The organism is Sphingopyxis sp. QXT-31, from assembly GCF_001984035.1.
Taxonomy (GTDB): domain Bacteria; phylum Pseudomonadota; class Alphaproteobacteria; order Sphingomonadales; family Sphingomonadaceae; genus Sphingopyxis.
Genome location: NZ_CP019449.1, coordinates 2,130,427 through 2,154,277, shown reverse-complemented (window position 1 = coordinate 2,154,277; position 23,851 = coordinate 2,130,427). Strand labels below are relative to the sequence as shown.

Genomic DNA, 23,851 nt, shown 5'->3' with positions numbered 1-23,851 from the left:
AGCCCGCCTTGGTCGTCGCTCGACGGAAGTCTCCGTGCCATGGCCTTTCCCTGGACCGAGGCATTGAGCGACCCACGCCGGCAGGTCTCCTGGCTCGCGGGTCAGGGCTCGATGCACGCCTTCCCAGGTTGCCCCAGTGGCTGGCCCGACGGTGCCGGACCGGTGCATCGCGCTCGCCGCTTACAGTTGCAGGGACAGCCGCGGAATCGAAGGCCCTGGTGGCAGGCCCTTCTCACCGCGTTCCCATTTTAAGCCCTTTCGGGCACCGGCGCGATCTTTGCGGAAGCCGAGGCTTTCGCGGGGGTGCCCATAAACGAGCGGGAGGTTTTGGCAATCGGCTTTTGCGGATGGGGCGTGGCGGGTTTCGGGCGGAAGTGGACATTCGCCTATTCCACTATCGTCATCCCCGCGAAGGCCGGGATCTCAACGGTGCGTCAGGCGGATAGGGTGAAATCCCGGCCTTCGCCGGGATGACGATCCATAAAATCAACGGCAGCTCCCCACCCCAAAGCCGCCGCTCGCCAGCGCCCTCACACCCCCAACCCACCAAGTCATTTGCCAAGGCTGTATTGGCCATTTAATACGGCGCCGAAGATGTTTTCATTTCGCCGTCCCGTGACCATGCCGCCCGCGACCGAAGAGCCGGGCCTCGCGCCGATCCCCGACCCCGGCGCCGGGCCCGCGCCTACACCTGAATCGCCGCGCCGGCGCCGCTGGCGGCGCGTGCGCCGCGTCCTCGGCATCGCCTTCCTGCTCTTCCTGTTGCTCGTCGGCTGGCTCGCGATCACCGCGCCCCTGTCCAAGTCGCTCGAACCGATCGCGCCGCCGCAGATCACCCTGCTCGCCTCCGACGGCACGCCGATCGCGCGCATGGGGGCGATCGTCGACGATCCGGTGAAGGCGAACGCGCTGCCCGACCATGTGAAACAGGCCTTTCTCGCGATCGAGGACCGGCGCTTCTACAGCCATTGGGGGGTCGATCCGCGCAGCATCGCGCGCGCCGTCTGGGCCAATGTCACCGGCGGGCGCACGCAGGGCGGCAGCACGATCACCCAGCAGCTCGCGAAATTCACCTTCCTCTCGCCCAAGAAGACGCTCGGCCGCAAGGCGCGCGAGGCGCTGATCGCCTTCTGGCTCGAGGCCTGGCTTTCGAAGGACGAGATCCTCGAGCGTTATCTCTCGAATGCCTATTTCGGCGACAACACCTATGGGCTGCGCGCCGCGTCGATGCATTATTTCTATCGCCAGCCCGAAAAGCTGACCAAGGCGCAGGCGGCGATGCTCGCGGGGCTGGTGCAGGCGCCCTCGCGGCTAGCGCCGACCAAGAACCCCAAGCTCGCCGAAGCGCGGATGCGGCTGGTGCTCGGCGCGATGGCCGACGTCGGTTACCTGACCGAGGCCGAGGCCAAGGCGATGCGCACCCCGCGCATCGACGTCCGCACGCGCAATACGCTGCCCACGGGGACCTATTTCGCCGACTGGGCGCTGCCCGAAGCGCGCAAGCAGAGCGACGTCGGCTATTCGCGCCAGACGATCACCACGACGCTCGATTCGCGGCTGCAGGCCGCGGCGCGGCGCGCGGTGAACGGCGCGGCGCTCGGCAAGGCGCAGGTCGCGCTGGTCGCGATGCGCCCCAATGGCGAGGTCGTCGCGATGGTAGGCGGGCGCGACTATGCCGCCTCGCCCTTCAACCGCGTGACGCAGGCGCGGCGCCAGCCGGGCTCGACCTTCAAATTGTTTGTCTATCTCGCCGCGCTCGAAGCCGGCTGGGACCCCGACGACACCATCGACAATCGGGCGATCGAGACGGGTTCGTACCGGCCCAAGAATGCTGGCGGCGCCTATTCGGACACCATCACGCTCGAGGATGCCTTCGCCACGTCGAGCAATGTCGCCGCGGTGCGCCTGTTCAACGAGGTCGGGAGCGAGAAGGTCATCGCGCTCGCCCGCGCGCTCGGCGTCACTGCGCCGCTCGCCGAGGGCGACCCCAGCCTCGCGCTCGGCACGTCGAGCATGACGCTGATGGAACTCACCGCGGCCTATGCCGGGGTGGCCGGCAACCGCTACCCGGTCGAGCCGCATGCCTTCAAGGCTGAGGAGCCGGGCTGGTTCGAGAGCCTCATGTCGGGCCCCGACAGCTTCTCGTCGGGCGATCATGAGGCGATCGAACAATTGCTGCGCGCCGCGGTCAATCGCGGCACCGGCCGCGCAGCGCGGCTGCCGACCGCCAACTTCGGCAAGACCGGGACCAGCCAGGATAGCCGCGACGCGCTGTTCGTCGGCTATGCCAACGGGCTCGTCGTCGGCGTGTGGGTCGGCAACGACGACAACACCCCGCTCGCGGGGGTGACCGGCGGCAGCATCCCCGCGCGCATCTGGCGCGACTTCATGGTGCAGGCGTCGGGCAAAGGCCAGCGTGCGGCGCCGGTGAAGAGCCGCCCCACCGACCCCGTCCAGCCGCTCGACGTCCCCGACATCGGCGCGATCCCGGTGGGCGAGTCGACGCAGGTCGGCGTGCAGGACGGCAATGCGGTGATCACGACCGAGATCGGCGGCACGCGCATCGACTTGAAGCTCCCGATCCCCAAATCCGAGCCGCCGCCGCCCGAACCCCAGCCGCAGCCTCCATAGGCCAAGGGCAGCCGGGCTAGGCCATCGGGCTAGCCCGTCCGGGCGATGCGCCCGCCGCCGCCGCGCCGCACACTCCTCCTGCGTGAAAGGGGAGTCGGCAATGCGGCTTGATCCTGCAGTGGGTTTGATCATCGCGATCATCGCGGCAGCAGGCGCACTGCCTGCCATCGCCGCTGCCGAGCCTTCGGTCCCGCCGGTCTGCCAGCGCGCGAGCCACGAACGGCTGCTCGTGCGCGAAGGGCGCGACGTGTGCGGCGCCAGCCTGAACCGCACGGGCCAGCCGATGGCGATGGGCTATCTGCCCACGACCTGCCCGCGCGAAAACGACACCTATCGCATCGACGCCGCGGGGCGCGCCGATCGCTGCGTCCGGCGCCCCGCGGCTCAGCGGAAAAATCATGAACCGTCATTCGCTGAGGCTGGCGCTCGCCGGCGCGTCCTTGCTCGCCTTCGCGGCGCCGCCCGCCGAAGCGCGCAAGCGCGAACCCGCGCCCGTCGACCTCTCGGCCGAAAGCCCCGCGGCGCTGGCGGGGCAGGGCGCCGCGGCGCTGCGCAGCGGTGACAGCGCCAAGGCGATCGGACTGCTTTCCGAACTCGTAGCGCCCCAGCCGCGCCACGGCGGCAATCAGGCGCTGCTCGCGCTCGCTTGGCAGATGCGCGGCGAGACCGACGCCCAGGCCCTCGACCTCGCGCAGGCGGGCTACGACCTCGCCGGGCGCGCCGAGCCGGGGCAGTACTGGCCCGCGGCGATGGCGGGGCGCGTCGCCTTCGACCAAGGGAAATACGACCAGGCCGCCGACCATTTTGCGCGCGCCGCGCTGCTCCGTCCCGCCGACGGTCGCGCGCTCGCGGCGCTGGCGTCGGCGGCCTATATGAACGGCGACCTCGGGCTCACGGGGGTGGCGGCCGAGCGGGCGATCGCGCTCGACCCGGCCGACGCCGCATCGCAGCGCGTCGCCGCCTTCGCGCGCGTCCTGCGCATCCTCGAGCGCGATCGCGAGTTCGCCCGACAGCCTTTCGGCGGCGAGGCGGCTGGCGATCGCCGAGCGGATCGCCTGTTTCAAAATCAATGCGACGACGATCATCAGCCCGCCGAACGCCATCAGGAAAGCCGCGACCGACCCCGCATATTCGGTATCGGCCTGGAGGAAGAAGATCGCCGCCGAGCCGAAGATGCTGAGCACCGCGAAGACATTGGTGCCGATCGATTCGGCGGTCGAGATCACCTGTCCGCTGATCGCCGCCGAATAGAAGATCACCATCAAGAGTTGCAGCGGTTCGCTGGCGAAAGGGAGCAGCAGCCACACGCTCGCCGCCGCCGACAGGTCGAACAGGATCGCGACGAGCTTGCCGAAGGGGCTCCAGTAACGTTCGATCGCTTGCTCGCTCGGGCGGCGGATGAAGAAGATAATCGGCGTCACCGCCATCACCAGCGTGACGAAGGCGGTGAACGACGCCCATATGTGGAGGTTCGTCGCAGGCACCAGCGGCGCGAACAGCTGGTAGACATAGGTGAGCGTCCCCGCGATCAGGATCGTGAAGATGCCCGCCATCGCGAATTCGAGCCGCGATTCGCTCGCGCGGATTTCGCGGTGGACCTGCCGTTCGTCAGTTAAGGGATCGGCCGCGGACAATCAGATCAGCCCGGCGCGGCGCGCGTTCGCCACGGCCTCGGTGCGGTTGCTCGCCTCCAAGATGCCGATGATCTGCGCGACATTCACCTTCACCGTTGCGGGCGAGATGGCGAGTTCGCGTGCGATTTCTTTGTTCGACAGTCCGCGCGCGACATGATCGAGCACGTCGCGCTGGCGGCCGGTGAGCGTATCGGCGCGGGGCAGGGCCGGGGCTGCTTCGGCCGTACCGAACGCCAGCGTCACGACGCGCTCGGGCAGGTAGCGCCCGCCCGCGAGGACCAGCTTCACCGCCGCTTCGATCACATCGGGCGATGCCGATTTGGGCAGGAAACCATGCGCCCCCGCCGCGAGCGCGATACGCAAATCGGCGTCAGCCTCCGACCCCGAAAAAACGAGCAGCCGCGACTCCGGCGCCGCCGCGCGCAAGGCGCCGAGCCCCGTGGCGCTATCCTCGCCGGGAATATGGAAATCGACAAGGCAGAGGCGGAGGTCACTCAGCGTCGCGGCGGTCGCGGCGGCGTCGGCGAAGCGGTGAACGACGGTCACCTCAGCATCGAGCGCATGCTCCATCGCCATCGCGAGCGCCCGCGCCATGAACGGATGATCGTCGCAAATCAGGACCTGCATGGCCGCTGTTCCCCCCGCACCCAAGCTACGGAAAAGGATCCGGCGTTTCCAGCGCTATTCGGCCTCGGTGCTCAGCCCCAGTTCGGGGATGCCGATCGAGCGGCGCCCGCCGAAATCGGAGCGCACGACGATCGCGCCCTGCTTTTCCATATACTCGACCAGCCGGCGGATGCGCCCCGGCGAGCGGCTGCCATAGGCACGGCCGAGGATCTCGTCGTCGGGGCAGGGCTCGCCGTCCATCGCGGCGCGCACGATCTGCAGGAAGGGTGCGACCATCTCGTCGGGCAGCCGGCCCGCCACGACCAGCGCCTCACGCCAGCGCGTCTCGCCGGGGTCGAGCACGCCGCCCTTGGCGAGCGCGAAGCGGCGGCGGAAGGCGGCGAGGTCGAGCGGCACCTTCGACAGGCGCTGCATGCGGCAGCGGACGGTGAAATCCTGGTAGAGGAACGCCTCGGGGTGGAAGGCGCAATCGGGGTCGGCGAGCATTTCCTCGAGCGTCGAGACGATCACGGCGTCGCTCGCCTCGGCCACCTCCACCGCCGCGACGATGTCGAGCACCGGCGGGCCTTCCTCGCCCTCGTGCGGCGCGTCCTGCGCGGCGATGCGTTCGAGCAGCTCATCCGCCGCCACCGGCTCGGGCTCGGGCGCGACGCGCGGCGCGACGGGCGCCTCCATCTCGGTGAACAGCATCGAGCGCATGTCGGCGCCGTCGGCGCTCGGCAGCGGCATCAGGCTGTGCGTCCCCATCCGCGTCGCGGTCCGCGTCGCGCCGATGCGCACCGACAGCGGGCGGCGCGAGATCGCGGGGCCGAGCCCCAGGAAATGACCGCGTTCGAGGTCGCGGATCGCCTCGGCCTGGCGGCGCTCCATCCCGAGCAGGTCGGCGGCGCGCGCCATGTCGATGTCGAGGAAGGTGCGCCCCATCAGGAAATTGCTGGCCTCGGCGGCGACATTCTTCGCCAGCTTGGCGAGCCGCTGCGTCGCTATCGCGCCCGCCAAACCACGTTTACGCCCGCGGCACATCAGATTGGTCATGGCGCTCAGGCTGGCGCGGCGGACGGTGTCGGAGACGTCGCCCGAGACGCTGGGCGCGAACATCTGCGCCTCGTCGACTACGACCAAAGCGGGGAACCAGTGCTCGCGCGGCGCATCGAACAATGCGTTGAGGAACGCCGCGGCGCAGGTCATCTGCGCCTCGAGGTCGAGCGATTCGAGGCTGAGCACGACCGAGGCGCGATGCTCGCGGATGCGCGCGCCCATCGCCGCGATCTCGCGCTCGTTATAGTCGCCGCCGTTGATCACGACATGGGTGTAGGCGTCGGCGAGGGTGACGAAATCGCCCTCGGGATCGATGATCACCTGCTGCACCATCGCAGCGCTTTCCTCGAGCAGGCGGCGCAGCAGGTGCGACTTGCCCGACCCCGAATTGCCCTGGACGAGCAACCGCGTCGCCAGCAGTTCCTGGACGTCGATCTGCACCGGCTGCCCCCCGGCGTCGGTTCCGATGTCGATGCTGATATTCACGCGCGCCGCCCTATCGGGCGCCCATGCCGATGACAACCGGAGCGCGGCGCGGTCCGTCGGATTTTTACGCGGTCGATGCTTGCCAAGCGTCTCGCGCGGGGCGAGGAGGGCGGCCATGGACTTCGACGACCAGCTCCGCCGCTATTTCGGCACCGCCGACCTCGGCGCGATCCCGCCTGCGGCGCTCGCCGCGGGAACCGAGCGGATGCAGGTCGATTTCGGGCTCGAAACCAACGGCGCGCGGCGCTTTGCCTTGTGGGCCTTGCTCTACATGCTCGGCGCGGCGCCCGATCTGGATGTGGCTTTCAAGGACGAGGCCGACCGCAATTCGGCGCGCGATTTCATGGATCTGATTGATAGGGCTGGGGAGGGCTGAGTCGGAGCGAAGCGTTGTTCTCTCCCCTTGAGGGGAGAGATGCGCAGGCTTGGCAGCTTGCTGCCTAGCCGGAGTTGAGAGGGGTTTCCGACCGCCAGCGTCCAAGCACCCCTCTCCAAGCTTCGCTAGCTCCTGACGGAGCAAGCTGCGCTATCCTCTCCCCTCAAGGGGAGAGGGCTTTACAGCCCCCCCTCCCCCTCCGCGTGAAGGCTCATCAGCGAATCCATCAGCCCGTCGTCGGCGCTCGAACATACCCCCAGCACCAGCGCCTCGTCGCAACCCTCGGCGACGACATAGGCGTGGCCCATCGACGAATCGAGATAGATGCCCTGGCCGACCTCGAGCACGATCGGGTCGTAGAATTCGGTGTGCACCGCCATCCGGCCCTCGAGAACATAGATGAACTCCTCGCCCTGATGGTGGACGAGCTCGCCGAATTCGGTCGCGCTGTGCGCGCGGATGCGCGTCAGGATCGGGATCATCCGTTTCTGGCGGAGATCGGTGCACAGATAATGATAATCGTAATTGTCGGTGGTCACGCGCACCGCATTGTCGATCGTGCCGACGCTGCGCCGCCCGGTCACGCGCGGCGAGCTTTCTTCCGATTCTTCGGCGAACAGATCGGACATGCGCATGTTGAGCCGCTGGCTGAGCTGCTGCAGCTTGTCATAGCTGAGCGTCAGCCGGTCGTGCTCGACCTTTGACAGCGTCGACACGGGGATGCCCGATTTCGCACTCATTTCCTTGAGCGTCCAGCGATTCCGCGACCTTATCCCGCGCATCACCTCGCCGAGCGTCGGCGGTTTGGTGCGGTTTGCCATCAAGGTCGCCATAAGCCGTTTGACAATTTTCTAATCAGGATCATTATGTCCCTATTGGGCTAACATGTGTCGGTCCTTGGTAAGGGGTCGCGCCGCTCGCTGCAAGGGCCAGTGAGGGCGCCGCAAAAAGGGAGGTGGCGATGCGTTTCGTTCGCAAGCTGATGATCGGACTGGCGGCGCTCGCCGCGGTCCCGCTGATGGCGCAGGGGCCGGTTCCCGCGCCGCCCGTCAAAAAGGCCGAGGCGCCCGCGCTGCCCGCGGTGAAAGTGCCCGCCGCGCCGGTCGCGCTCGACCGCGCCGATCTCGAGGCGTGGCTCGACGGTTATCTTCCTTATGCGCTCGAACGCGGGCGTATTCCGGGCGCGGTGGTTGTCGTCGTCAAGGACGGTCAGGTCGTGCTGGAGAAGGGCTATGGCTATTCGGACGTCGCGAAACGCGCGCCGGTGCTCCCCGAATCGACGCTCTTCCGCCCCGGCTCGGTGTCTAAGCTCGTCACCTGGACCGCGGTGATGCAGCAGGTCGAGCAGGGCAAGATCGACCTCGACAAGGACGTCAACGCCTATCTCGATTTCAAGATTCCCGCCTATCAGGGCAAGCCGATCACGATGCGCAACATCATGACGCACACCGCGGGCTTCGAGGAATCGGTGCGCCACCTGATCAGCAGCGATCCCAAGGCGGTGATGACGCTGAAGAAACAGATGCCGCTGGCGCTGCCCGAACGCGTCTTCGCGCCGGGCACGACCCCCGCTTACTCGAACTACGCCACCGCGCTCGCGGGCTATATCGTCGAGCGGGTGAGCGGCGAGGATTTCGATAGCTATGTCGAAAACCATGTCTTCAAGCCGCTCGGCATGACGCACGCGACCTTCCGCCAGCCGCTGCCCAAGGCCCTCGAAGCGCATATGTCGAAGGGCTATCCCGACATCACGCAGAAGGCGCAGCCCTTCGAAATGGTGATCCCCGCACCCGCGGGCAGCCTGTCGGCGTCGGGCGCCGACATGGCCAAGTTCATGATCGCGCACCTCAACGACGGCGCCGGGCTGATGAAGCCCGAAACCGCGAAGATGATGCACGATTACAAGGCGCCCGGCGTGGGTCCGCTCAACAGCATGGCGCTCGGTTTCTACGAGCAATGGGTCAACGGCCACCGCGCGATCGCGCACGGCGGCGACACCGTCTGGTTCCACTCCTATCTGTGGCTCTTCCCTGACAGCGACATCGGCGTCTATATCTCGATGAACGCCCCGGGGAAGGCGGGCGATGCGGGCGCGGTGCGCAGTGCGCTGTTCCACAAATTCGCCGACCGCTACCTGCCCGGCACCGAAAAGCCCGGTACCGTCGACGCCAAGACCGCGAAGCAGCACGCGCAGATGATGGTCGGCCATTATGTCAGCAGCCGCGGCAGCTTCACCAACTTCCTGAGCGTGCTCGGCCTGCTCGGGCAGGCGCAGATCGGGGTGACCGAAGACGGCAAGCTCAGCTTCCCCGCGCTCGACGGGCTCGGCGCGGGCGCGCGCGACTGGGTCGAGGTCGAACCCTTCGTGTGGCGCGACACCGGCACCGGCGAGCGGCTCGCCGCCGAGGTCAAGGACGGCCGCGTCGTGCGGATGAGCGTCGACGCGGGCTCGCCCTTCATGGTATTCGAACCCGCGCCCGCGGCGACCAACAGCGCCTGGCTCAGCCCCGCGATGCTCTTCGCGCTGGCGATGGTGGTGCTCGCCGCGCTCGCCTGGCCGGTGCGCTCGCTGGTGCGGCGGAGCTACAAGGCCGAGTTCGCGCTCACCGGGCCGTCGCTTCGCGCGTACCGGCTGTCGCGCGTCTTCGCGTGGCTGGTTATCGCGGCGCTGGTCGGCTGGGGCGCGCTGATCGCGGCCTTCTCGGCCGATATCGGCAGCATCGGCGGGCCGCTCGACTGGCTGATCCACCTGCTGCGCATCCTGACCCCGCTCGCGAGCTTCGGTTTGCTGGCGACGGCGGGCTGGCATCTGATGCGCACCTTCAAGGACAAGCGCGCCTGGACGATGAAGCTCGGCGCGGTGCTGCTCGTGCTCGCCGCGCTGGTCCTCGTCTGGGTGACGCTCGTCTTCCACCTCTACGGCTTCGACATGGTGTATTGATGGCGACGATGGACCGGCAGAAACTGGCGCTCGACCTTCGGGTCGAGCGCTTTCCCTACCACCAGCCCTTCCGCATCTCGGGGCATGTCTTCACCGAGACCGCGTTGCTCGTCGCCGAGCTTTCCGACGGCACGCACGCGGGGCGCGGCGAGGGGGCGGGGGTCTATTATCTCGGCGACGATATCGACCATATGCTGGGCCAGGCGCAGAGCGTGCGTGCGGCGATCGAGGCGGGGGCGACGCGTGCCGAATTACAAAGCCTGCTCCCCGCGGGCGGCGCGCGCAACGCGCTCGACTGCGCTTTCTGGGAGCTCGAGGCGAAACAGGCGGGGCGGCCCGTGTGGGAGCTCGCCGGGCTGGACGCGCCCAAGGCCTTGCGCTCGACGCTGACCCTCGGCGCCGACGAACCGGGCAAGATGGCACGCGCAGCGCTCGCCATCGATCCCGAGGCGCCGGTAAAGGTGAAGCTCACCGGCGATCTCGACGACGATATCGCGCGCGTCGAGGCGATCCGTGCCGCACGGGCGGACGCTTGGATCGGGGTCGATGCCAATCAGGGCTATGATGTCGCCACCCTGCGCAAACTGCTCCCGATACTGACCGCAAATAACGTCGCGCAGCTCGAACAGCCGCTGAAGCGCGGGCGCGAGGCCGATCTCGACGGGCTGAAACGCCCGCTCCCCTTCGTCGCCGACGAAAGCGCGCTGACGCTCGCCGACACCGCCTCGCTCGTCGGGCGCTTCGATGTGGTGAACATCAAGCTCGATAAATGCGGCGGGCTGACCGAGGGGCTCGCGATCGCGCGGCAGGCGAAGAAACTCGGGCTCGACGTGATGGTCGGCAATATGATGGGCACCAGCCTGTCGATGGCGCCCTCCTATCTGGTGGGTCAGCTCTGCGACATCGTCGACCTCGACGGCCCGACCTTCCTCGCGCGGGACCGCGAACCGGGCGTCGAATATCGCGGGGGGATGATCCATTGCCCGGACGCAATCTGGGGTGGCTGAGGTCCAGCCCCTCCGTCACCCCGGACTTGATCCGGGGTCCCGCTATTCGATGTGGCCGAGCGGACCCCGAGTGGAGCCCGGGGTGACGAAAATAGATAGATGGATGTCCTATTTGGGTTGACAATTCTCTGATTAGGACAATAGTCTCGAATTTGTAATTTCAGGAGGTCGGATCGGGATGGCAACGTCATTCCCAGTAACGCGCCGCGCGGTCATCGCGGGTGCGGTCGGTGCCGCTTTGTCCGCGCCGATGATCAATCGGGGCGCCTTCGCTTTTGCGGGCGCGTCGGCGAAGCGCTATTCGCGCCGCGCGGTCGATCTCGTCGCCTCGTCGCTGGTCATCGACATGCTCGCGCCGCTCAAGATCACGCTGTCGCCCGACTATGTGACGCGCCGCCTGACCGACGCCGAAGCCGCCGAGTTCCGTGCCAGCGGGATCACGGGATTCCACAACGCCTATGGCCTCGGCGGCCCCGATGCGCGCGAACAGGCGCTCGAATATCTCGCCGCGTGGCAGCATTTCGCCGGGCATAATGCGCATGTCTTCACCATCGTCGGCGACGTCGCCGACCTCGATCGCGCCAAGGCCGACAGGAAATGCGCCGTCGTCATGGGCATCCAGAATGCCGAGCATTTTGCGCGCGTCGAGGATGTCGCGACCTTCCGCCGCCTTGGCCTGCGCTGCGCGCAGCTCACCTACAACAGCCAGAACCGCATCGGATCCGGCAGCACCGAGCGCGTCGACGGCGGGGTCAGCGACTATGGCGCCGCGATCATCGCCGAGATGGAAAAGCAGAAGATGCTGATCGACGTCTCGCATTGCGGCGACAAGACGACGCTCGACGCTATCGAACTCGCCAAAGGCCCGATCGCGATCACGCACAGCAACGCCCGCGCGCTGGTCGATCACCCGCGCGTCAAGACCGACGCGGCGATCAAGGCGCTCGCCGCGAAGGGCGGGGTGATGGGCATCACCGGCGTGCGCATGTTCGTCCGCGCGAGCGACCCGACCAACGTCGGGCATATGGCCGATCATATCGATCATGTCGCGAAGCTCACCGCGATCGAGCATGTCGGAATCGGCTCCGACGCCGACCTCCATGGCTATGACGACATGGAGCCGTCGGAATATGCCGCGCTCAAGGGCAGCTACAAGGCCAGCTACGGCTTTCGCGACAAGATCGACATCGACGGCTTCGACCATCCGCTGAAGGTCTTCGACCTGACCGAAGAACTCATTCGCCGCAACTATTCCAATGAAAACATCACGGCCGTGCTCGGGGGCAATTTCCGCCGCCTGCTCGGCCAAGTCTGGGGGTAAGACGATGAAAAAGACTGTACTGATTACCGCAAGCTTGGCCGCACTGGCCGCCGCCATGCCCGCCCATGCCGAAGAAGCCGGCGAGTCCGAGAGCGACATCGTCGTCACCGCGCAGAAGCGCGAGCAATTGCTGATCGACGTGCCGCAATCGGTCAGCGTCGTGTCGGGCGATGCGCTGGAAAATGTGCAGGCGATCAGCTTTTCCGACTATCTGAAGCTCGTTCCGGGCTTGCAGCTCAACCAGACCACCCCGGGCTTCGGGCGCCTCGTGATCCGCGGCGTCAACACCGGCGGGGTCGCCTCGACGGTTGCAGTCTATCAGGACGAAATGAGTTTCGGGTCGAGCAGCGGCCTCGTGAATGGTGCGATCTTGGCCGGCGACTTCGACACCTTCGACATCGAACGCATCGAGGTGCTGCGCGGGCCGCAGGGCACCATCTATGGCGCCAGCTCGATGGGCGGCGTGCTCAAATATGTGACAAAAAAGCCCGATACCGGCGCGCTTGAGGTCCGCGCGCGCGGCAGCGTCGAGGCGACCAAGGGCGGCGACGAATCCTTCCTCGGCAGCGCGGTGGTCAACATCCCGCTCGGCGATACGCTCGCCTTCCGCGCCTCGGGTTTCTACCGCGACTATGGCGGCTATATCGACTCGATCGGCACCGCGGGGTCGGACGTCGAGAAGAACATCAACGACAGCAAAAGCTACGGCGGCCGCGCCTCGCTGCTGTTCAGGCCCAGCGAAACCTTTTCGGTGCAGCTCAGCGCCTATTCGCAGAATCTGAAAACCAACGCCTCGAACAATGTCGACAGCGACCCCGCGACCGGCCGTACCCTCTATGGCGGGCTGACCCAGTCGCAGTTTGTACCCGAGGGCACCGACGTGCAGTATCGCGTGTATAGTGCGGTCGTCGAAGCCGACCTCGGTTTCGCGAACCTCGTTTCCGCGACGAGCTACAGCACGCTGCGGCAGGTTTTCCGCGCCGACCTCACCACCCAGTTCGGCGGGCTGATCGAGGCGGTGTTCGGCACCCCGAACGACTTCTTCAATCAGCAGACGACGCGCGTCCGCCGCCTGACGCAGGAAGTGCGGCTCCAGTCGCCCGAGAGCGACAGCTTCGAATGGTTGGTCGGCGGCTATTACACGCGCGAACGCGGCCTGATCGATCAGGAATTCAATGCGGTCCAGCCGGGCACCCTGACGCCCGTCGCGGGTTTGCCTTTGCTCGGCGTCGCGCAGCTCAGTTCGCGCTACCGCGAGATCGCGGGTTTCGCCAATGCGACGCTGCATCTGGGCGAGCGCTTCGATTTGACCTTCGGCGGCCGCTACAGCGACAACAAGCAATCGGCGCTGCAGGTGTCCGACGGCGTGCTGGCGGGCGGCCCGAACACGCTGCCGGTTGCGCGCTCGTCCGAAAATGTCTTCACTTTCTCGGTCGCGCCGAGCTTCGAGATCAGCGACCAGGCAACCGTCTATGCCCGCGTCGCCAAGGGTTTCCGCCCCGGCGGCCCGAACGTGCTGGCACCGGGAGCGCCGGTGGAACTCGGCTCCTACAGCTCGGACTCGCTGATCAGCTATGAGGTCGGGGTGAAAGCCGAAACCGCCGACCGGACCTTCGGCATCGACATCGCCGCCTTCCACATCGACTGGAAGGACATCCAGGTGTTCGGCATCGTCAACAATTTCGGTATCAACTTCAACGGCGGCAAGGCCGAGAGCAACGGCCTGGAATTCACCGCGAACCTGCGCCCCACCAACGGGCTCGTCTTCTCGCTGAACGGTGCCTACACCGATGCGACGCTGAAGGACGACACCCCGGCGCAGGTCGGCGGACTTGCCGGCGACCGGCTGCCCTACACGCCGAAATACAGCATCGGCGCCAATGCCGATTATGAATGGGATCTTGGCGGCGAGACCCAGGCGCATGTCGGCGCCTCGCTGCGCAGCCTGTCGAAACAGCCCGCGGGCTTCGACTTCGCCTTCCGCAGCGCCAACGGCCGCCAGCGCTACCTACCCTCCTACGAGGTCGTCGACCTGCGCGCCGGCCTTGATTTCGGCCGCTATTCGCTGGAAGTCTATGCCAAGAATCTGTTCGACAGCGAAGGCAAGACCTCGTTCGAAGTGCCCGGCAACATCCCGCTGGGCGCGGCCGGTACCGCGGTCATCCGTCCGCGCACGATCGGCGCGACGCTGACGGCCGGCTTCTGACGCGACCGGAGTGAAACAGATGAACGCGCCCACCGGACGCTTGTCCGAACGATTGACCCTGCCGCAGCCCTATCTGCTGTTCCTCGGCGACACCACCGAAGCCAGCTTCGCGAAGACCGCCTTCGGGCTTGCCGACTGGGCGGCGGACCGCTGCGTCGGGGAGTATTCCGCCGCGGGTTGCACCGTCACCACCGGCTTGCCGCGGCTCGACCCCGCAGCCGCCAAGGCGGCGGGCGCGCGGTCGCTGGTGATCGGGGTTGCCAACCAGGGCGGCGTGATCGGCGAAAGCTGGGTCGCGATCCTGATCGAGGCGATGGAGGCGGGGCTCGACATCGTCGCCGGGCTGCACACGCGGCTGACCAGCGTGCCCGCGCTGGTCGAGGCGGCGCGGCGCACCGGCCAGCGGCTGATCGACGTGCGCACGCCGCCCGCCGATATCCCCATCGGCACCGGGATCAAACGCACGGGCAAGCGCCTGCTCACCGTGGGCACCGACTGCGCGCTCGGAAAGAAATATACCGCGCTCGCGCTGCACCGCGCCTTTGCCGAGCGCGGGCTCGACGCCGATTTCCGCGCCACCGGCCAGACTGGCATCATGATCGCCGGCGGCGGCATCCCGATGGATGCGGTGGTGTCGGACTTCGAGGCGGGGGCGGCCGAAATCCTCAGCCCCGATGCGCCCGCCGATCATTGGGACGTGATCGAGGGGCAGGGGTCGATCTTCAACCCCGCCTATGCCGCGGTGTCGCTGGGACTGCTCCACGGCAGCCAGCCCGACGTGTTCGTCGTGTGCCACGATCCGTCGCGCAAGGTGATCCTGGGCATGGAAAGCTTCGCGTTGCCGAGCGTCGAGGAGGTCATCGACCTGACGATCCGCCTCGGCAGCCGCACCAATCCCGCGATCCGCTGCGGCGGCGTCAGCCTCAACACCTCGAGCCTCGGCGCGGGCGAGGCCGAGGCTTTGCTCGGCGCCGAAAGCCGCCGGCTCGCCCTGCCGGTCGCCGACCCGATCCGCGGCGGCGCGGCCTTTGCCGCGCTCGTGGACAGCTGCCTCGCATGAGCATCGCCGAACCAGCCGGAGGGTCGAGCTGGTTCCAGCGCTTCCTGCTCCCCGGTTTTGCGCTCAAGGCGGTGATCATCGGCGGCGGCTATGCCACGGGGCGCGAACTCGCCGAATATTTCGTGCCCGCGGGGCCGTGGGGCGGGCTCGCTGCGATGCTGCTCGCGACGCTCGTGTGGAGCCTTGTTGCCGCGGTGACTTTCGCGCTCGCGCGCAAGCTCGGCGCCTATGACTATCGCGCCTTTTTCCAGGGGCTTCTCGGCCCAGGCTGGATCGCGTTCGAGATCGCTTACCTGATCTTCGTCGTCCTGATCCTCGCGGTGTTCGGCGCCGCGGCGGGGGCGATCGGCGCGGCGACCTTCGGCTGGCCCGAATGGTTGGGGTCGCTGTTGCTCGGCGTGTCGATCACCGCGGTCGTCGCCTGGGGGACGGGCGTCGTCGAGCAAATGTTCAAATATGTCTCGATCCTGCTCTACACCGTCTACGCGCTGTTCCTCGTCATCGCGCTGGCCAGTTTCGGCGACCTGATCGGTCAGGGTTTCGCGACCGCACCGCCGCCGTCGGGCGACTGGATGTCGGGCGGGCTGACCTATGCGAGTTACAATATCGTCGGCGCGGTGGTGATCCTGCCGGTGCTGCGCCACCTTACCAGCCAGCGCGACGCGGTGCTGGCGGGGATCATCGCGGGGCCGCTGTCGATGCTGCCCGCGATCCTCTTCTTCGTCGCGATGATGGCCTTCTATCCCGCGATCGGTGCGGAGACGCTGCCGTCCGATTTCCTGCTCCGCCAGATGACGGTGCCGGGATTCCATGTGCTGTTCCAGGTGATGATCTTCGCCGCGCTGCTCGAAAGCGGGGCGGGGGCGGTGCATGCGATCAACGAGCGCATCTCGGGCGCGATCGAGAGCCGCGGCCGCGCGCCGCTCACCACCGGCGCGCGCGCGGTCATCGGCGCGGTGATCCTCGCGGGCTGCATCTTCGTCGCGGGGCGCATCGGCCTCGTCGACCTTATCGCCAGCGGTTACCGCTTCCTCGCCTGGCTGTTCCTTGGCGTGTTCGTCGCGCCTTTGCTCACCATCGGCGTCTGGCGCCTGCTGCGTCCCAACCCCCTTGCCTCCATGGAGACCGTGTCATGAAACACGCCCGTTTATTTGCGCTGTCGCTGCTCGTCGCGACCGCCGTTCCGGCATGGGCCGAACCGCCGAAGGACTTCGGCACCGAGGTCGAGACGCTGCGCAAGGAGATCGGCGCCACCGGGGTGTCGATCGCGATCGTCGAGGACGGCAAGACCACGCTGTCGCGCGGCTGGGGCGAGCGCAAGCTCGGCGAGCGTGCGCTGGTCGACAAGGAGACGATCTTCCAGACCGGCTCGACCGGCAAGGCGATGACCGCGGCGGCGCTCGCGATCCTCGTCGACGAGGGCAAGATCGGCTGGGACGACCCGGTCATTCGGCATATGCCGTGGTTCCGCATGTACGACCCGTGGGTCACGCGCGAGATCACGATCCGCGACTTGCTCGTCCACCGCAGCGGGCTGGGGCTGGGGCAGGGCGACCTGATGTTCGTGCCGCGCACCAATCTGACGCGCAAGCAGACCGTCCAGCGCGTCGCGTACCTCAAACCCAAGACGAGTTTCCGCTCCGCCTACGCCTATGACAATATCCTCTACGCGGTTGCCGGGCAGCTGATCGAGGAAGTCACCGGCAAGACGTGGGAAGTCTTCATCCGCGAGAAGCTGCTGCGCCCCGGCGGCATGAAGAATGCGACCAGCGATAGCGAGGACCGCTTTCGCATTGCCAACCGCTCGTGGCCGCACGCACGGCTGAACGGGCCGCTGCGCGGGCTCGGCGACCAGCAGGCGCTGAACGAGCGCGACGAACTGGGGCGCAACGGCGCGCCGGCGGGCGGGCTCGCGCTCAGCGCCGACGACATGGCGGCATGGCTCAAGATCCAGCTCGCGCATGGCGCGCTGCCGAACGGCAAATATCTGTTCAGCGAAGCGCAGGCCGCGGAAATGTGGAAGCCGGTGACCCCGATGCCGATCACCCAGCTGCCCGAGCAGCTCAAAGCCGCGCGGCCGATGCAGCAAGCCTATGCGCTCGGCTGGCAGGTGCAGGATTATCGCGGCCACCGCATCATTTCGCACGGCGGCGGGGTGTTCGGCTCGATCACCCGCGTCGTGATGATCCCCGACAAGAACATCGGCTTCGCGATCATGATGAACAATGAAGAGAGCGGCATGCTGCTGGGGCTGACCTACCGGCTACTCGACCATTATCTGGACCAGCCCGACACGGGCTGGACGACGAAATGGCAGGATTGGTACAAGGAGCGGCTTGCCGGCGGCGTCGAATATCTGAAGCAGGCGCAGGCGTCGCCCGCCAAGGTCGGCCCGTCGCTCGACCCCGCGCGCTACGCCGGGCGCTACCGCGATCCCTGGTACGGCGACATCGTCGTCGCCAACACCGCGCAGGGGCTGACGATCGACTTCACCTCGACCCCGCGCATGGTCGGGCGTTTGAAGCACTGGCAGTATGACAGCTTCGTCACCGAATATGACGACCCCGCGATCGAACCCGCCTATGTGACCTTTGCGCTCGACGCCGACGGCAAGGTCACCGGGGTGACGATGAAGGCGGTCAGCAAGATCGCCGATTTCAGCTGGGATTATCACGATCTCGACCTGAAGCCGGTGGAGGAGAAGAAGTGAAATATCTCGCGATCCTGCTGGCCACCGCGTCGCTCGCCGCCTGCACCGCCGCGAAAGAGGAAGGCGCAGCGCCCAAGGACGATCGCCCGCTGCACAGCCGCTTCCTGACGCTCGACACCCACCTCGACACCTCGCTCCATTTCGAGCGCGCGGGGTGGAGCTTCGCCGATCCGCACACGCTGGAGGGCGACATCGTCCAGGTCGATATTCCGCGGATGAAGGCGGGCGCGCTCGATGGCGGTTTCTTCGTCATCTATACCGAGCAGGGGCCGCTGACGCCGCAGGGCTATGCCGACGCGCTCGCCTTTGCGCGGGGCCGCTCGGACCTGATCGACGCGACGATCAAGAAGCATGGCGACCTCATCGGTCCCGCGCTCACCGCCGCCGACGCGCGCTCGCTCGACAAGGCGGGTAAGCTCATCGCCTACAAGTCGATCGAGAACAGCTACCCGCTCGGTGAGGACGTGTCGCTGCTCGCCGAATTCTACAACAAGGGTGTCCGCATGGCGGGCCCGGTGCATTCGAAGACCAACCAGTTCGCCGACAGCGCCACCGGCGAGGCCAAGTGGAAGGGGCTGAGCCCGCTCGGCAAGCAATGGGTCGCCGAGATGAACCGGCTGGGCATGGTGATCGACGCGAGCCACGCGTCGGACGCGACCTTCGACCAGCTGCTCGCGCTCTCCAAATATCCGATCATCCTCTCGCACTCGAGCCTGCGCTCGGCGAACGACCATCCGCGCAACCTCGACGAGGGGCGGCTGAAGGCGCTCGCGGCGAAGGGCGGGGCGATGTGTATTTCGACGATCTTCATGTCCGAGATGAACATGACGCCCGCGCGCGGCGCGCTGTTCGGCCAATATGAGCGGATCGGGAAATTGCCGCCCGAAGAGCAGGCCGAGCTCAACCGCAAATGGCGCGAACTCGACAAGAGCGAGCCTTTGTGGGCGGCCGATTTCGAGGCCTATATGAAGATGGTGCTGCGCGCGATCGAGGTCGCGGGACCCGATCATATCTGCTTCGGCGCCGACTGGGACGGCGGCGGCGGCCTGCCGGGGTTCGAGGATATCTCGGCGCTGCCCAAGGTCACCGAGCGGCTAAAGGCCGCCGGCTATTCGGACGCCGATCTCGAAAAGATGTGGAGCGGCAATATATTGCGCGTGCTGGCGGCACAGGGGAAGTGAGCAAAGGCCGGAAACATCCAGCCTGATCCCCGGCGAAGGCCGGGGCCCAGAGCGTGACAATGCGACGTCGGCTTTCGGCAGGTCTGGACTCCGGCCTTCGCCGGGGATCAGGCTATCGCGAAACTAATCTCGCTCACCAAAGGCCGTCAGCCCATTGCCTCAAGGGGGCTGGTAACGGGTCGCTTATCCGCATAGCAGGCCCTTGCATGACCGCCGCCGTCGATCCCTTCTTCGCCATCTCGATCAGCCGCCTCGCGCATCAGATGAAGGCGGCGGGCGAGCCGGTGATTCATATGGAGTTCGGCCAGCCCTCGACCGGCGCGCCCGCCGCCGCGGTTGCCCGGGCGCAGCAGGTGCTGGCCGAGGACGGCATGGGTTATTGGGAAAGCCCCGCGCTCAAGCAGCGGATCGCCGACTATTACCGCGACACGCACGGTGTGGCGGTCGATGCCGAGCAGGTGATCCTGACCTGCGGCGCTTCGCCCGCCCTCGTCCTCGCGCTGACCTGCGCCTTCGCGCCGGGTGCCCGCGTCGCGCTCGCCCGGCCGGGTTATGTCGCCTATCGCAATACGCTGCGCGCGCTGCACATGGTCCCCGTCGAGATCGGCTGCGGCGAGGCCGAGCGTTTCCAGCTGACCGCCGCGGCGGTCGAAGCACTTGATCCCGCGCCCGCGGGGCTGATCGTCGCGAGCCCCGCCAATCCGACCGGCACGGTGATCGAGGCGGCGCAAATGGCCGCCATCGCCGAGGTGTGCCGCCGTCGGAACATCCGCATCATCTCCGACGAAATCTATCACGGGCTCTCCTACGTCGGGCCGGTCCCATCGATGCTGCAGGAGGCGCCGGACGCCTTCGTCGTCAACAGCTTCTCCAAATACTATAGCATGGCAGGCTGGCGGCTCGGCTGGCTGGTCGTGCCGCCCGACCAGATCGACGCGGCGCGCGCGCGGATGGGCAATCTGTTCCTGACCCCGCCCAGCCTCGCCCAGCATGCCGGGCTCGTCGCCTTCGATGAACGCGACGAGCTCGAAGGCCATCTCGCCACCTATCGGCGCAATCGTCAACTGCTGCTCGAACGCCTGCCCGCGATGGGCCTGCGCCGCATCGCGCCGCCCGACGGCGCTTTTTATATCTATGCCGATATCGGGCACCTGACCGGCGACAGCATCGCTTTCTGCCGGCAATTGCTCGTCGATACGGCGGTTGCGACCGCACCGGGGATCGATTTCGACCCCGTCGACGGCTCGCGCTTCATGCGGTTGAGCTTTGCGGTCTCGACCGAGGAGGTCGAGGAAGCGTGCCGCCGCATGGCGCCCTGGTTCGAGGCTTACGCCCGCGCGCCGTAGCGGCATCCTCTCCCCAAGAATTTCTATTCCGCCCCGGCCCCGCCGCCGCTTGCCCCGCCTTCACTCGCATGCAAGGGACGGCTTCGCGTAAACTTGTGCGGGAGAGACTTGGCGATGCGGTTCGACGTGGTGATCGTGGGGGCAGGGCATGGCGGCGCGCAGGTCGCAGTGGCGCTGCGCACCCAGAAGTTCGAAGGCAGCATCGCGATCATCGGCGACGAGCCCGAACTTCCCTATGAGCGCCCGCCGCTGTCGAAGGAATATTTCGCGGGCGAGAAGGAATTCGAACGCATCCAGATCCGCCCCGCCAGATATTGGGACGAACGCGAAGTCACGATGCTGCTGAACACGCGCGTCGTTTCAGTCGATCCCGCCGCGCACAGCGTCACCACCGACGGCGGCGACACCACCGAATATGGCAAGCTCGTCTGGGCGACCGGCGGCGCCCCGCGCATGCTGCCGATCCCCGGCGGCGACCTGCCCGGCGTGCAGGGCGTACGCACCCGCGCCGATGCCGACGCGATGAAGGCGGCGTCGGAGACCGCGGGACAGATCGTCGTGATCGGCGGCGGCTATATCGGGCTCGAGGCCGCGGCGGTGCTGCGCAAGGCGGGCAAGCCGGTCGTGCTGCTCGAGGCGCTCGACCGCGTGCTCGCGCGCGTCGCGGGCGAGGATTTGTCCCGCTTTTACGAGAAGGAGCATCGCGATCATGGCGTCGACCTGCGCCTCGGCGTCCAGGTCGTCGCGATCGAGGGCGCGGACCGCGTCACCGGCGTCCGCCTCGGCACCGGTGAGGTCATTCCCGCCGACCTGGTCATCGTCGGTATCGGCATCGTTCCCGCGGTCGAACCCCTTGTCGCGGCGGGCGCGCACGGCGGCAACGGCGTGCTCGTCGACCATCATTGCAAGACCAATCTTCCCGACATCTATGCGATCGGCGACTGCGCCGCGCACGAGAACGACTTTGCCGAGGGCGCGGTCATCCGGCTGGAATCGGTGCAGAATGCCAACGACCAGGCCAATGTCGTCGCCAAGGGCATCTGCGGCGAGGAGGCGCGCTATCACGCCATCCCTTGGTTCTGGTCGAACCAATATGATTTGAAGCTCCAGACCGCGGGCCTGTCGACCGGCCACGACCAGGCGGTGCTCCGCGGCAACCCCGCGGACCGCAGCTTCTCGATCGTCTATCTGAAGGGCGGCAAGGTCATCGCGCTCGACTGCGTCAACGCCACCAAGGACTATGTCCAAGGGCGGATGCTCGTCACCGCGGGGCTGGCCGCGGCGGCGGAGCAACTCGCCGACGTAGAGACGCCGCTGAAGAGCCTGCTGCCCGCCTGATCAGCCCAGCGGCGGTTCGGCCGCCGGCTCGTCGCCCAGCGTGCGTTTCAGCGTCGCCTTGATATTCCGCAGCAACCGCCGGAGCGCGATGATCACGATCACCCCTGCGACCAGCATCAGCACGGTGATGACGATCGCGACCGGCGGATAGGCGATCGCGAGCGCCAGCAGCCCGCCCGTCGCGACATCCTCGCCGGTCGACACCACGACATTGCTGAACGGCTCGGGGCTGGCATTGACCACCGCGCGCGTCGTCGCCTTGGCACCATGGCTGACCAGCGCGCCGCCGCCGCCGAGCAGGAAGGCGATCACCTGCCACGCGGGGTCCGAACTGTCGACGAGCGCCAGCGCGAGCAGCGCGCCGCCCAGCGGGCGGATCACCGTGTGGACGGCATCCCATGCCGAATCGACCCACGCGATCTTGTCCGCCAGGAATTCGGCGAGCGTGCCGACCCCCGCGACGCCGAGCACCCAGGGGTTGGCCAGGATCTGCAGCGCCTGCAGATGCTCGGGCAGCGGCAGCCAGCCGAAATGCATCGCGATGCCGGTGGCGAGGATGGTGAGGTAGAGCCGCCAGCCCGCGAGCAGGCTCAGGCTGCCCGCGACGCCCAATATCTCTACGATGCCCATCGACCCGCTCCCACCGACATCTTGCGATTGCCATCTTGCACCCGGCTCCCGGCGTCGGCAATGCCGGATGACAAGTCCAACCGAGAGGGTTATCGCCGGTGATAATGAGCGATACGGAAAAACTGCCCGACGGCGCGATCCCCGCCGCCACCCTCGTCATCATGCGGCCGTCCGACGGCGGCGGTCCCGACGAGATTTTGATGGTCAAACGCGCCGCGAACATGGCCTTCGCGGCGGGCGCGATGGTGTTTCCGGGCGGGCGGATCGACCCCGACGACTATCTGGTCGCGCATAACCACGGCTATGCCGAGATGGACCCCGACGGCGCGGCGCGCGTCGCCGCGCTGCGCGAAACGCTCGAGGAAACCGGGCTCGCGGTCGGCTGGCCGACGCTCGGGGAGGCGGAGGTTCCGGCGGTGCGCCAGGCTTTGCTTTCCGAGCGGCTGCTGTCCGAAATCCTGGCCGAGCGTGGCGACCGGCTCGAGCTTGACGCCTTGGTTCCTTTTGCGCGCTGGTGCCCCAATTTCAAGGAAGCGCGCACCTTCGACACGCGCTTTTTCGCGGTCGAGGCGCCCGAGCACGGCCATGAACTGACCATCGAGGAGGCCGAGCACAGCCATATCTTCTGGGCCAGCGCGCGCGATACGCTCGCCATGGCCGATCGCGGCGATGTGTCGATCATCTTCCCGACGCGCCGCAACCTCGAGAAGCTGGCGCAGGCTGATGATTTCATCGCATTTTCGGCACATGCCGCCGCCCATCCGGTCGAATTGGTGACGCCATGGATCGAAAGCCGCGATGGGGAGTCTTGCCTGTGTATCCCGGAGCATTTGGGATATCCCGTGACGAGCGAGCCTTTCGAGCGAGTAAGACGCGGTTGACAGAAGAGTACGGTACCAATTTTCCCGAGGTTTAGCAGAATCATAAGAAATGGTGCAGTACGGCAAAACGCCTTGCAATATCTGGCAGTGCTGCCTAGAAGGGCGAGGCAGAAACGGTTTGGGGGCGATTCCCCGGAGCGATTCGAGAAGATCAAAATTCCAGTGGATGGAGAAAATGATGAACCTGCTCAAGAAAGCTGCGATCTCCCTCGCCGCGACTTCGATGCTCGCAGCGCCGGTTGCTGCTTCGGCCGCGCCGGCCATGTCGGCGGTGTCGTTCGACGACGTCAGCGCCGTTTCGGCTGTTGAAGGCCAGAGCGAGTTGGAAGGCTCCAGCTGGATCATCGCCCTCCTCGCGCTGATCGCTATCATCGGTGGTATCGTGATCGCTGCCGGCAACAACAGCGACGACCCGACCAGCCCGTAAACGGCTCGTCA

Annotated in this window: 19 protein-coding genes and 1 riboswitch; of the genes, 14 read left to right on the top strand and 5 right to left on the bottom strand. The window is 66.9% G+C overall.

Translation table 11 applies throughout. The features are described from left to right. Positions 1–62 precede the first annotated feature (62 nt). Positions 63–285: riboswitch (cobalamin riboswitch) on the bottom strand. A gap of 336 nt (positions 286–621) precedes the next feature. Further along, entirely contained in the window at positions 622–2,631 is a 2,010-nt protein-coding gene (locus tag BWQ93_RS10315; RefSeq protein ID WP_156878347.1) for a transglycosylase domain-containing protein, read from the top strand. Positions 2,632–2,768: 137 nt separating this feature from the next. Here the strand turns inward: BWQ93_RS10315 and BWQ93_RS10310 are convergent, their stop codons facing one another. The 3 genes from BWQ93_RS10310 to BWQ93_RS10300 are packed head-to-tail and all read right to left on the bottom strand — an operon-like array spanning position 2,769 to position 6,416. Next, on the bottom strand, positions 2,769–4,265 hold the full coding sequence (locus tag BWQ93_RS10310) for a hypothetical protein (protein WP_077030470.1): 1,497 nt from the start codon (positions 4,263–4,265) through the stop codon (positions 2,769–2,771). Continuing rightward, the gene (locus BWQ93_RS10305) at positions 4,266–4,892 is read right to left on the bottom strand and encodes a LuxR C-terminal-related transcriptional regulator (protein ID WP_077030469.1); all 627 of its coding nucleotides are present in this window, start codon (positions 4,890–4,892) and stop codon (positions 4,266–4,268) included. Between the two features lie 54 nt (positions 4,893–4,946). Then, on the bottom strand, positions 4,947–6,416 hold the full coding sequence (locus BWQ93_RS10300; protein ID WP_077030468.1) for an ATP-binding protein: 1,470 nt from the start codon (positions 6,414–6,416) through the stop codon (positions 4,947–4,949). A 115-nt stretch (positions 6,417–6,531) separates the two neighbouring features. Between BWQ93_RS10300 and BWQ93_RS10295 the strand changes: the two genes are divergently transcribed. Beyond that, on the top strand, positions 6,532–6,792 hold the full coding sequence (locus tag BWQ93_RS10295; RefSeq protein ID WP_077030467.1) for a hypothetical protein: 261 nt from the start codon (positions 6,532–6,534) through the stop codon (positions 6,790–6,792). Positions 6,793–6,971: 179 nt separating this feature from the next. Here the strand turns inward: BWQ93_RS10295 and BWQ93_RS10290 are convergent, their stop codons facing one another. Further along, a complete protein-coding gene (locus tag BWQ93_RS10290; RefSeq protein ID WP_077032321.1) occupies positions 6,972–7,613 on the bottom strand; it encodes a helix-turn-helix domain-containing protein in 642 nt (213 codons plus the stop codon). A gap of 140 nt (positions 7,614–7,753) precedes the next feature. Between BWQ93_RS10290 and BWQ93_RS10285 the strand changes: the two genes are divergently transcribed. The 10 genes from BWQ93_RS10285 to BWQ93_RS10240 all read left to right on the top strand — a co-directional run bounded on the left by BWQ93_RS10285 (position 7,754) and on the right by BWQ93_RS10240 (position 21,902). Then, on the top strand, positions 7,754–9,733 hold the full coding sequence (locus tag BWQ93_RS10285; protein WP_077030466.1) for a serine hydrolase domain-containing protein: 1,980 nt from the start codon (positions 7,754–7,756) through the stop codon (positions 9,731–9,733). After that, positions 9,733–10,740 (top strand): dipeptide epimerase, encoded by a 1,008-nt coding sequence (locus BWQ93_RS10280; RefSeq protein WP_077030465.1) that lies wholly within the window; start codon positions 9,733–9,735, stop codon positions 10,738–10,740. The genes BWQ93_RS10285 and BWQ93_RS10280 overlap by 1 nt, the downstream gene beginning before the upstream one ends. Before the next feature lie 178 nt (positions 10,741–10,918). Next, a complete protein-coding gene (locus BWQ93_RS10275) occupies positions 10,919–12,061 on the top strand; it encodes a dipeptidase (protein WP_077030464.1) in 1,143 nt (380 codons plus the stop codon). Positions 12,062–12,065: 4 nt separating this feature from the next. Further along, positions 12,066–14,267, top strand: coding sequence for a TonB-dependent receptor (locus BWQ93_RS10270; RefSeq protein ID WP_077030463.1), 2,202 nt, complete (start codon positions 12,066–12,068; stop codon positions 14,265–14,267). Between the two features lie 19 nt (positions 14,268–14,286). After that, positions 14,287–15,327 carry a DUF1611 domain-containing protein gene (locus BWQ93_RS10265; RefSeq protein WP_077030462.1) on the top strand — a complete coding sequence of 347 codons (1,041 nt, stop codon included), beginning with the start codon at positions 14,287–14,289 and terminating at the stop codon, positions 15,325–15,327. Then, positions 15,324–16,463 (top strand): YkvI family membrane protein, encoded by a 1,140-nt coding sequence (locus BWQ93_RS10260; protein ID WP_077030461.1) that lies wholly within the window; start codon positions 15,324–15,326, stop codon positions 16,461–16,463. Before BWQ93_RS10265 ends, BWQ93_RS10260 begins: the two co-directional genes overlap by 4 nt. Continuing rightward, positions 16,460–18,037 (top strand): serine hydrolase, encoded by a 1,578-nt coding sequence (locus BWQ93_RS10255; RefSeq protein ID WP_077030460.1) that lies wholly within the window; start codon positions 16,460–16,462, stop codon positions 18,035–18,037. Before BWQ93_RS10260 ends, BWQ93_RS10255 begins: the two co-directional genes overlap by 4 nt. After that, positions 18,034–19,218 (top strand): dipeptidase, encoded by a 1,185-nt coding sequence (locus BWQ93_RS10250; protein ID WP_077030459.1) that lies wholly within the window; start codon positions 18,034–18,036, stop codon positions 19,216–19,218. Before BWQ93_RS10255 ends, BWQ93_RS10250 begins: the two co-directional genes overlap by 4 nt. 206 nt (positions 19,219–19,424) lie before the next feature. Then, the gene (locus BWQ93_RS10245) at positions 19,425–20,564 is read left to right on the top strand and encodes an aminotransferase class I/II-fold pyridoxal phosphate-dependent enzyme (protein ID WP_077030458.1); all 1,140 of its coding nucleotides are present in this window, start codon (positions 19,425–19,427) and stop codon (positions 20,562–20,564) included. A 114-nt stretch (positions 20,565–20,678) separates the two neighbouring features. After that, positions 20,679–21,902, top strand: a complete 1,224-nt coding sequence (locus BWQ93_RS10240) for an NAD(P)/FAD-dependent oxidoreductase (RefSeq protein ID WP_077030457.1) — start codon at positions 20,679–20,681, stop codon at positions 21,900–21,902. Here the strand turns inward: BWQ93_RS10240 and BWQ93_RS10235 are convergent, their stop codons facing one another. Further along, complete coding sequence (locus BWQ93_RS10235; RefSeq protein ID WP_077030456.1) at positions 21,903–22,532, bottom strand: DUF4126 domain-containing protein; 630 nt, start codon at positions 22,530–22,532, stop codon at positions 21,903–21,905. A 104-nt stretch (positions 22,533–22,636) separates the two neighbouring features. Between BWQ93_RS10235 and BWQ93_RS10230 the strand changes: the two genes are divergently transcribed. Beyond that, on the top strand, positions 22,637–23,413 hold the full coding sequence (locus BWQ93_RS10230) for an NUDIX domain-containing protein (RefSeq protein ID WP_077030455.1): 777 nt from the start codon (positions 22,637–22,639) through the stop codon (positions 23,411–23,413). A 175-nt stretch (positions 23,414–23,588) separates the two neighbouring features. Then, complete coding sequence (locus BWQ93_RS10225; RefSeq protein ID WP_156878202.1) at positions 23,589–23,840, top strand: hypothetical protein; 252 nt, start codon at positions 23,589–23,591, stop codon at positions 23,838–23,840. Positions 23,841–23,851: the final 11 nt, after the last annotated feature.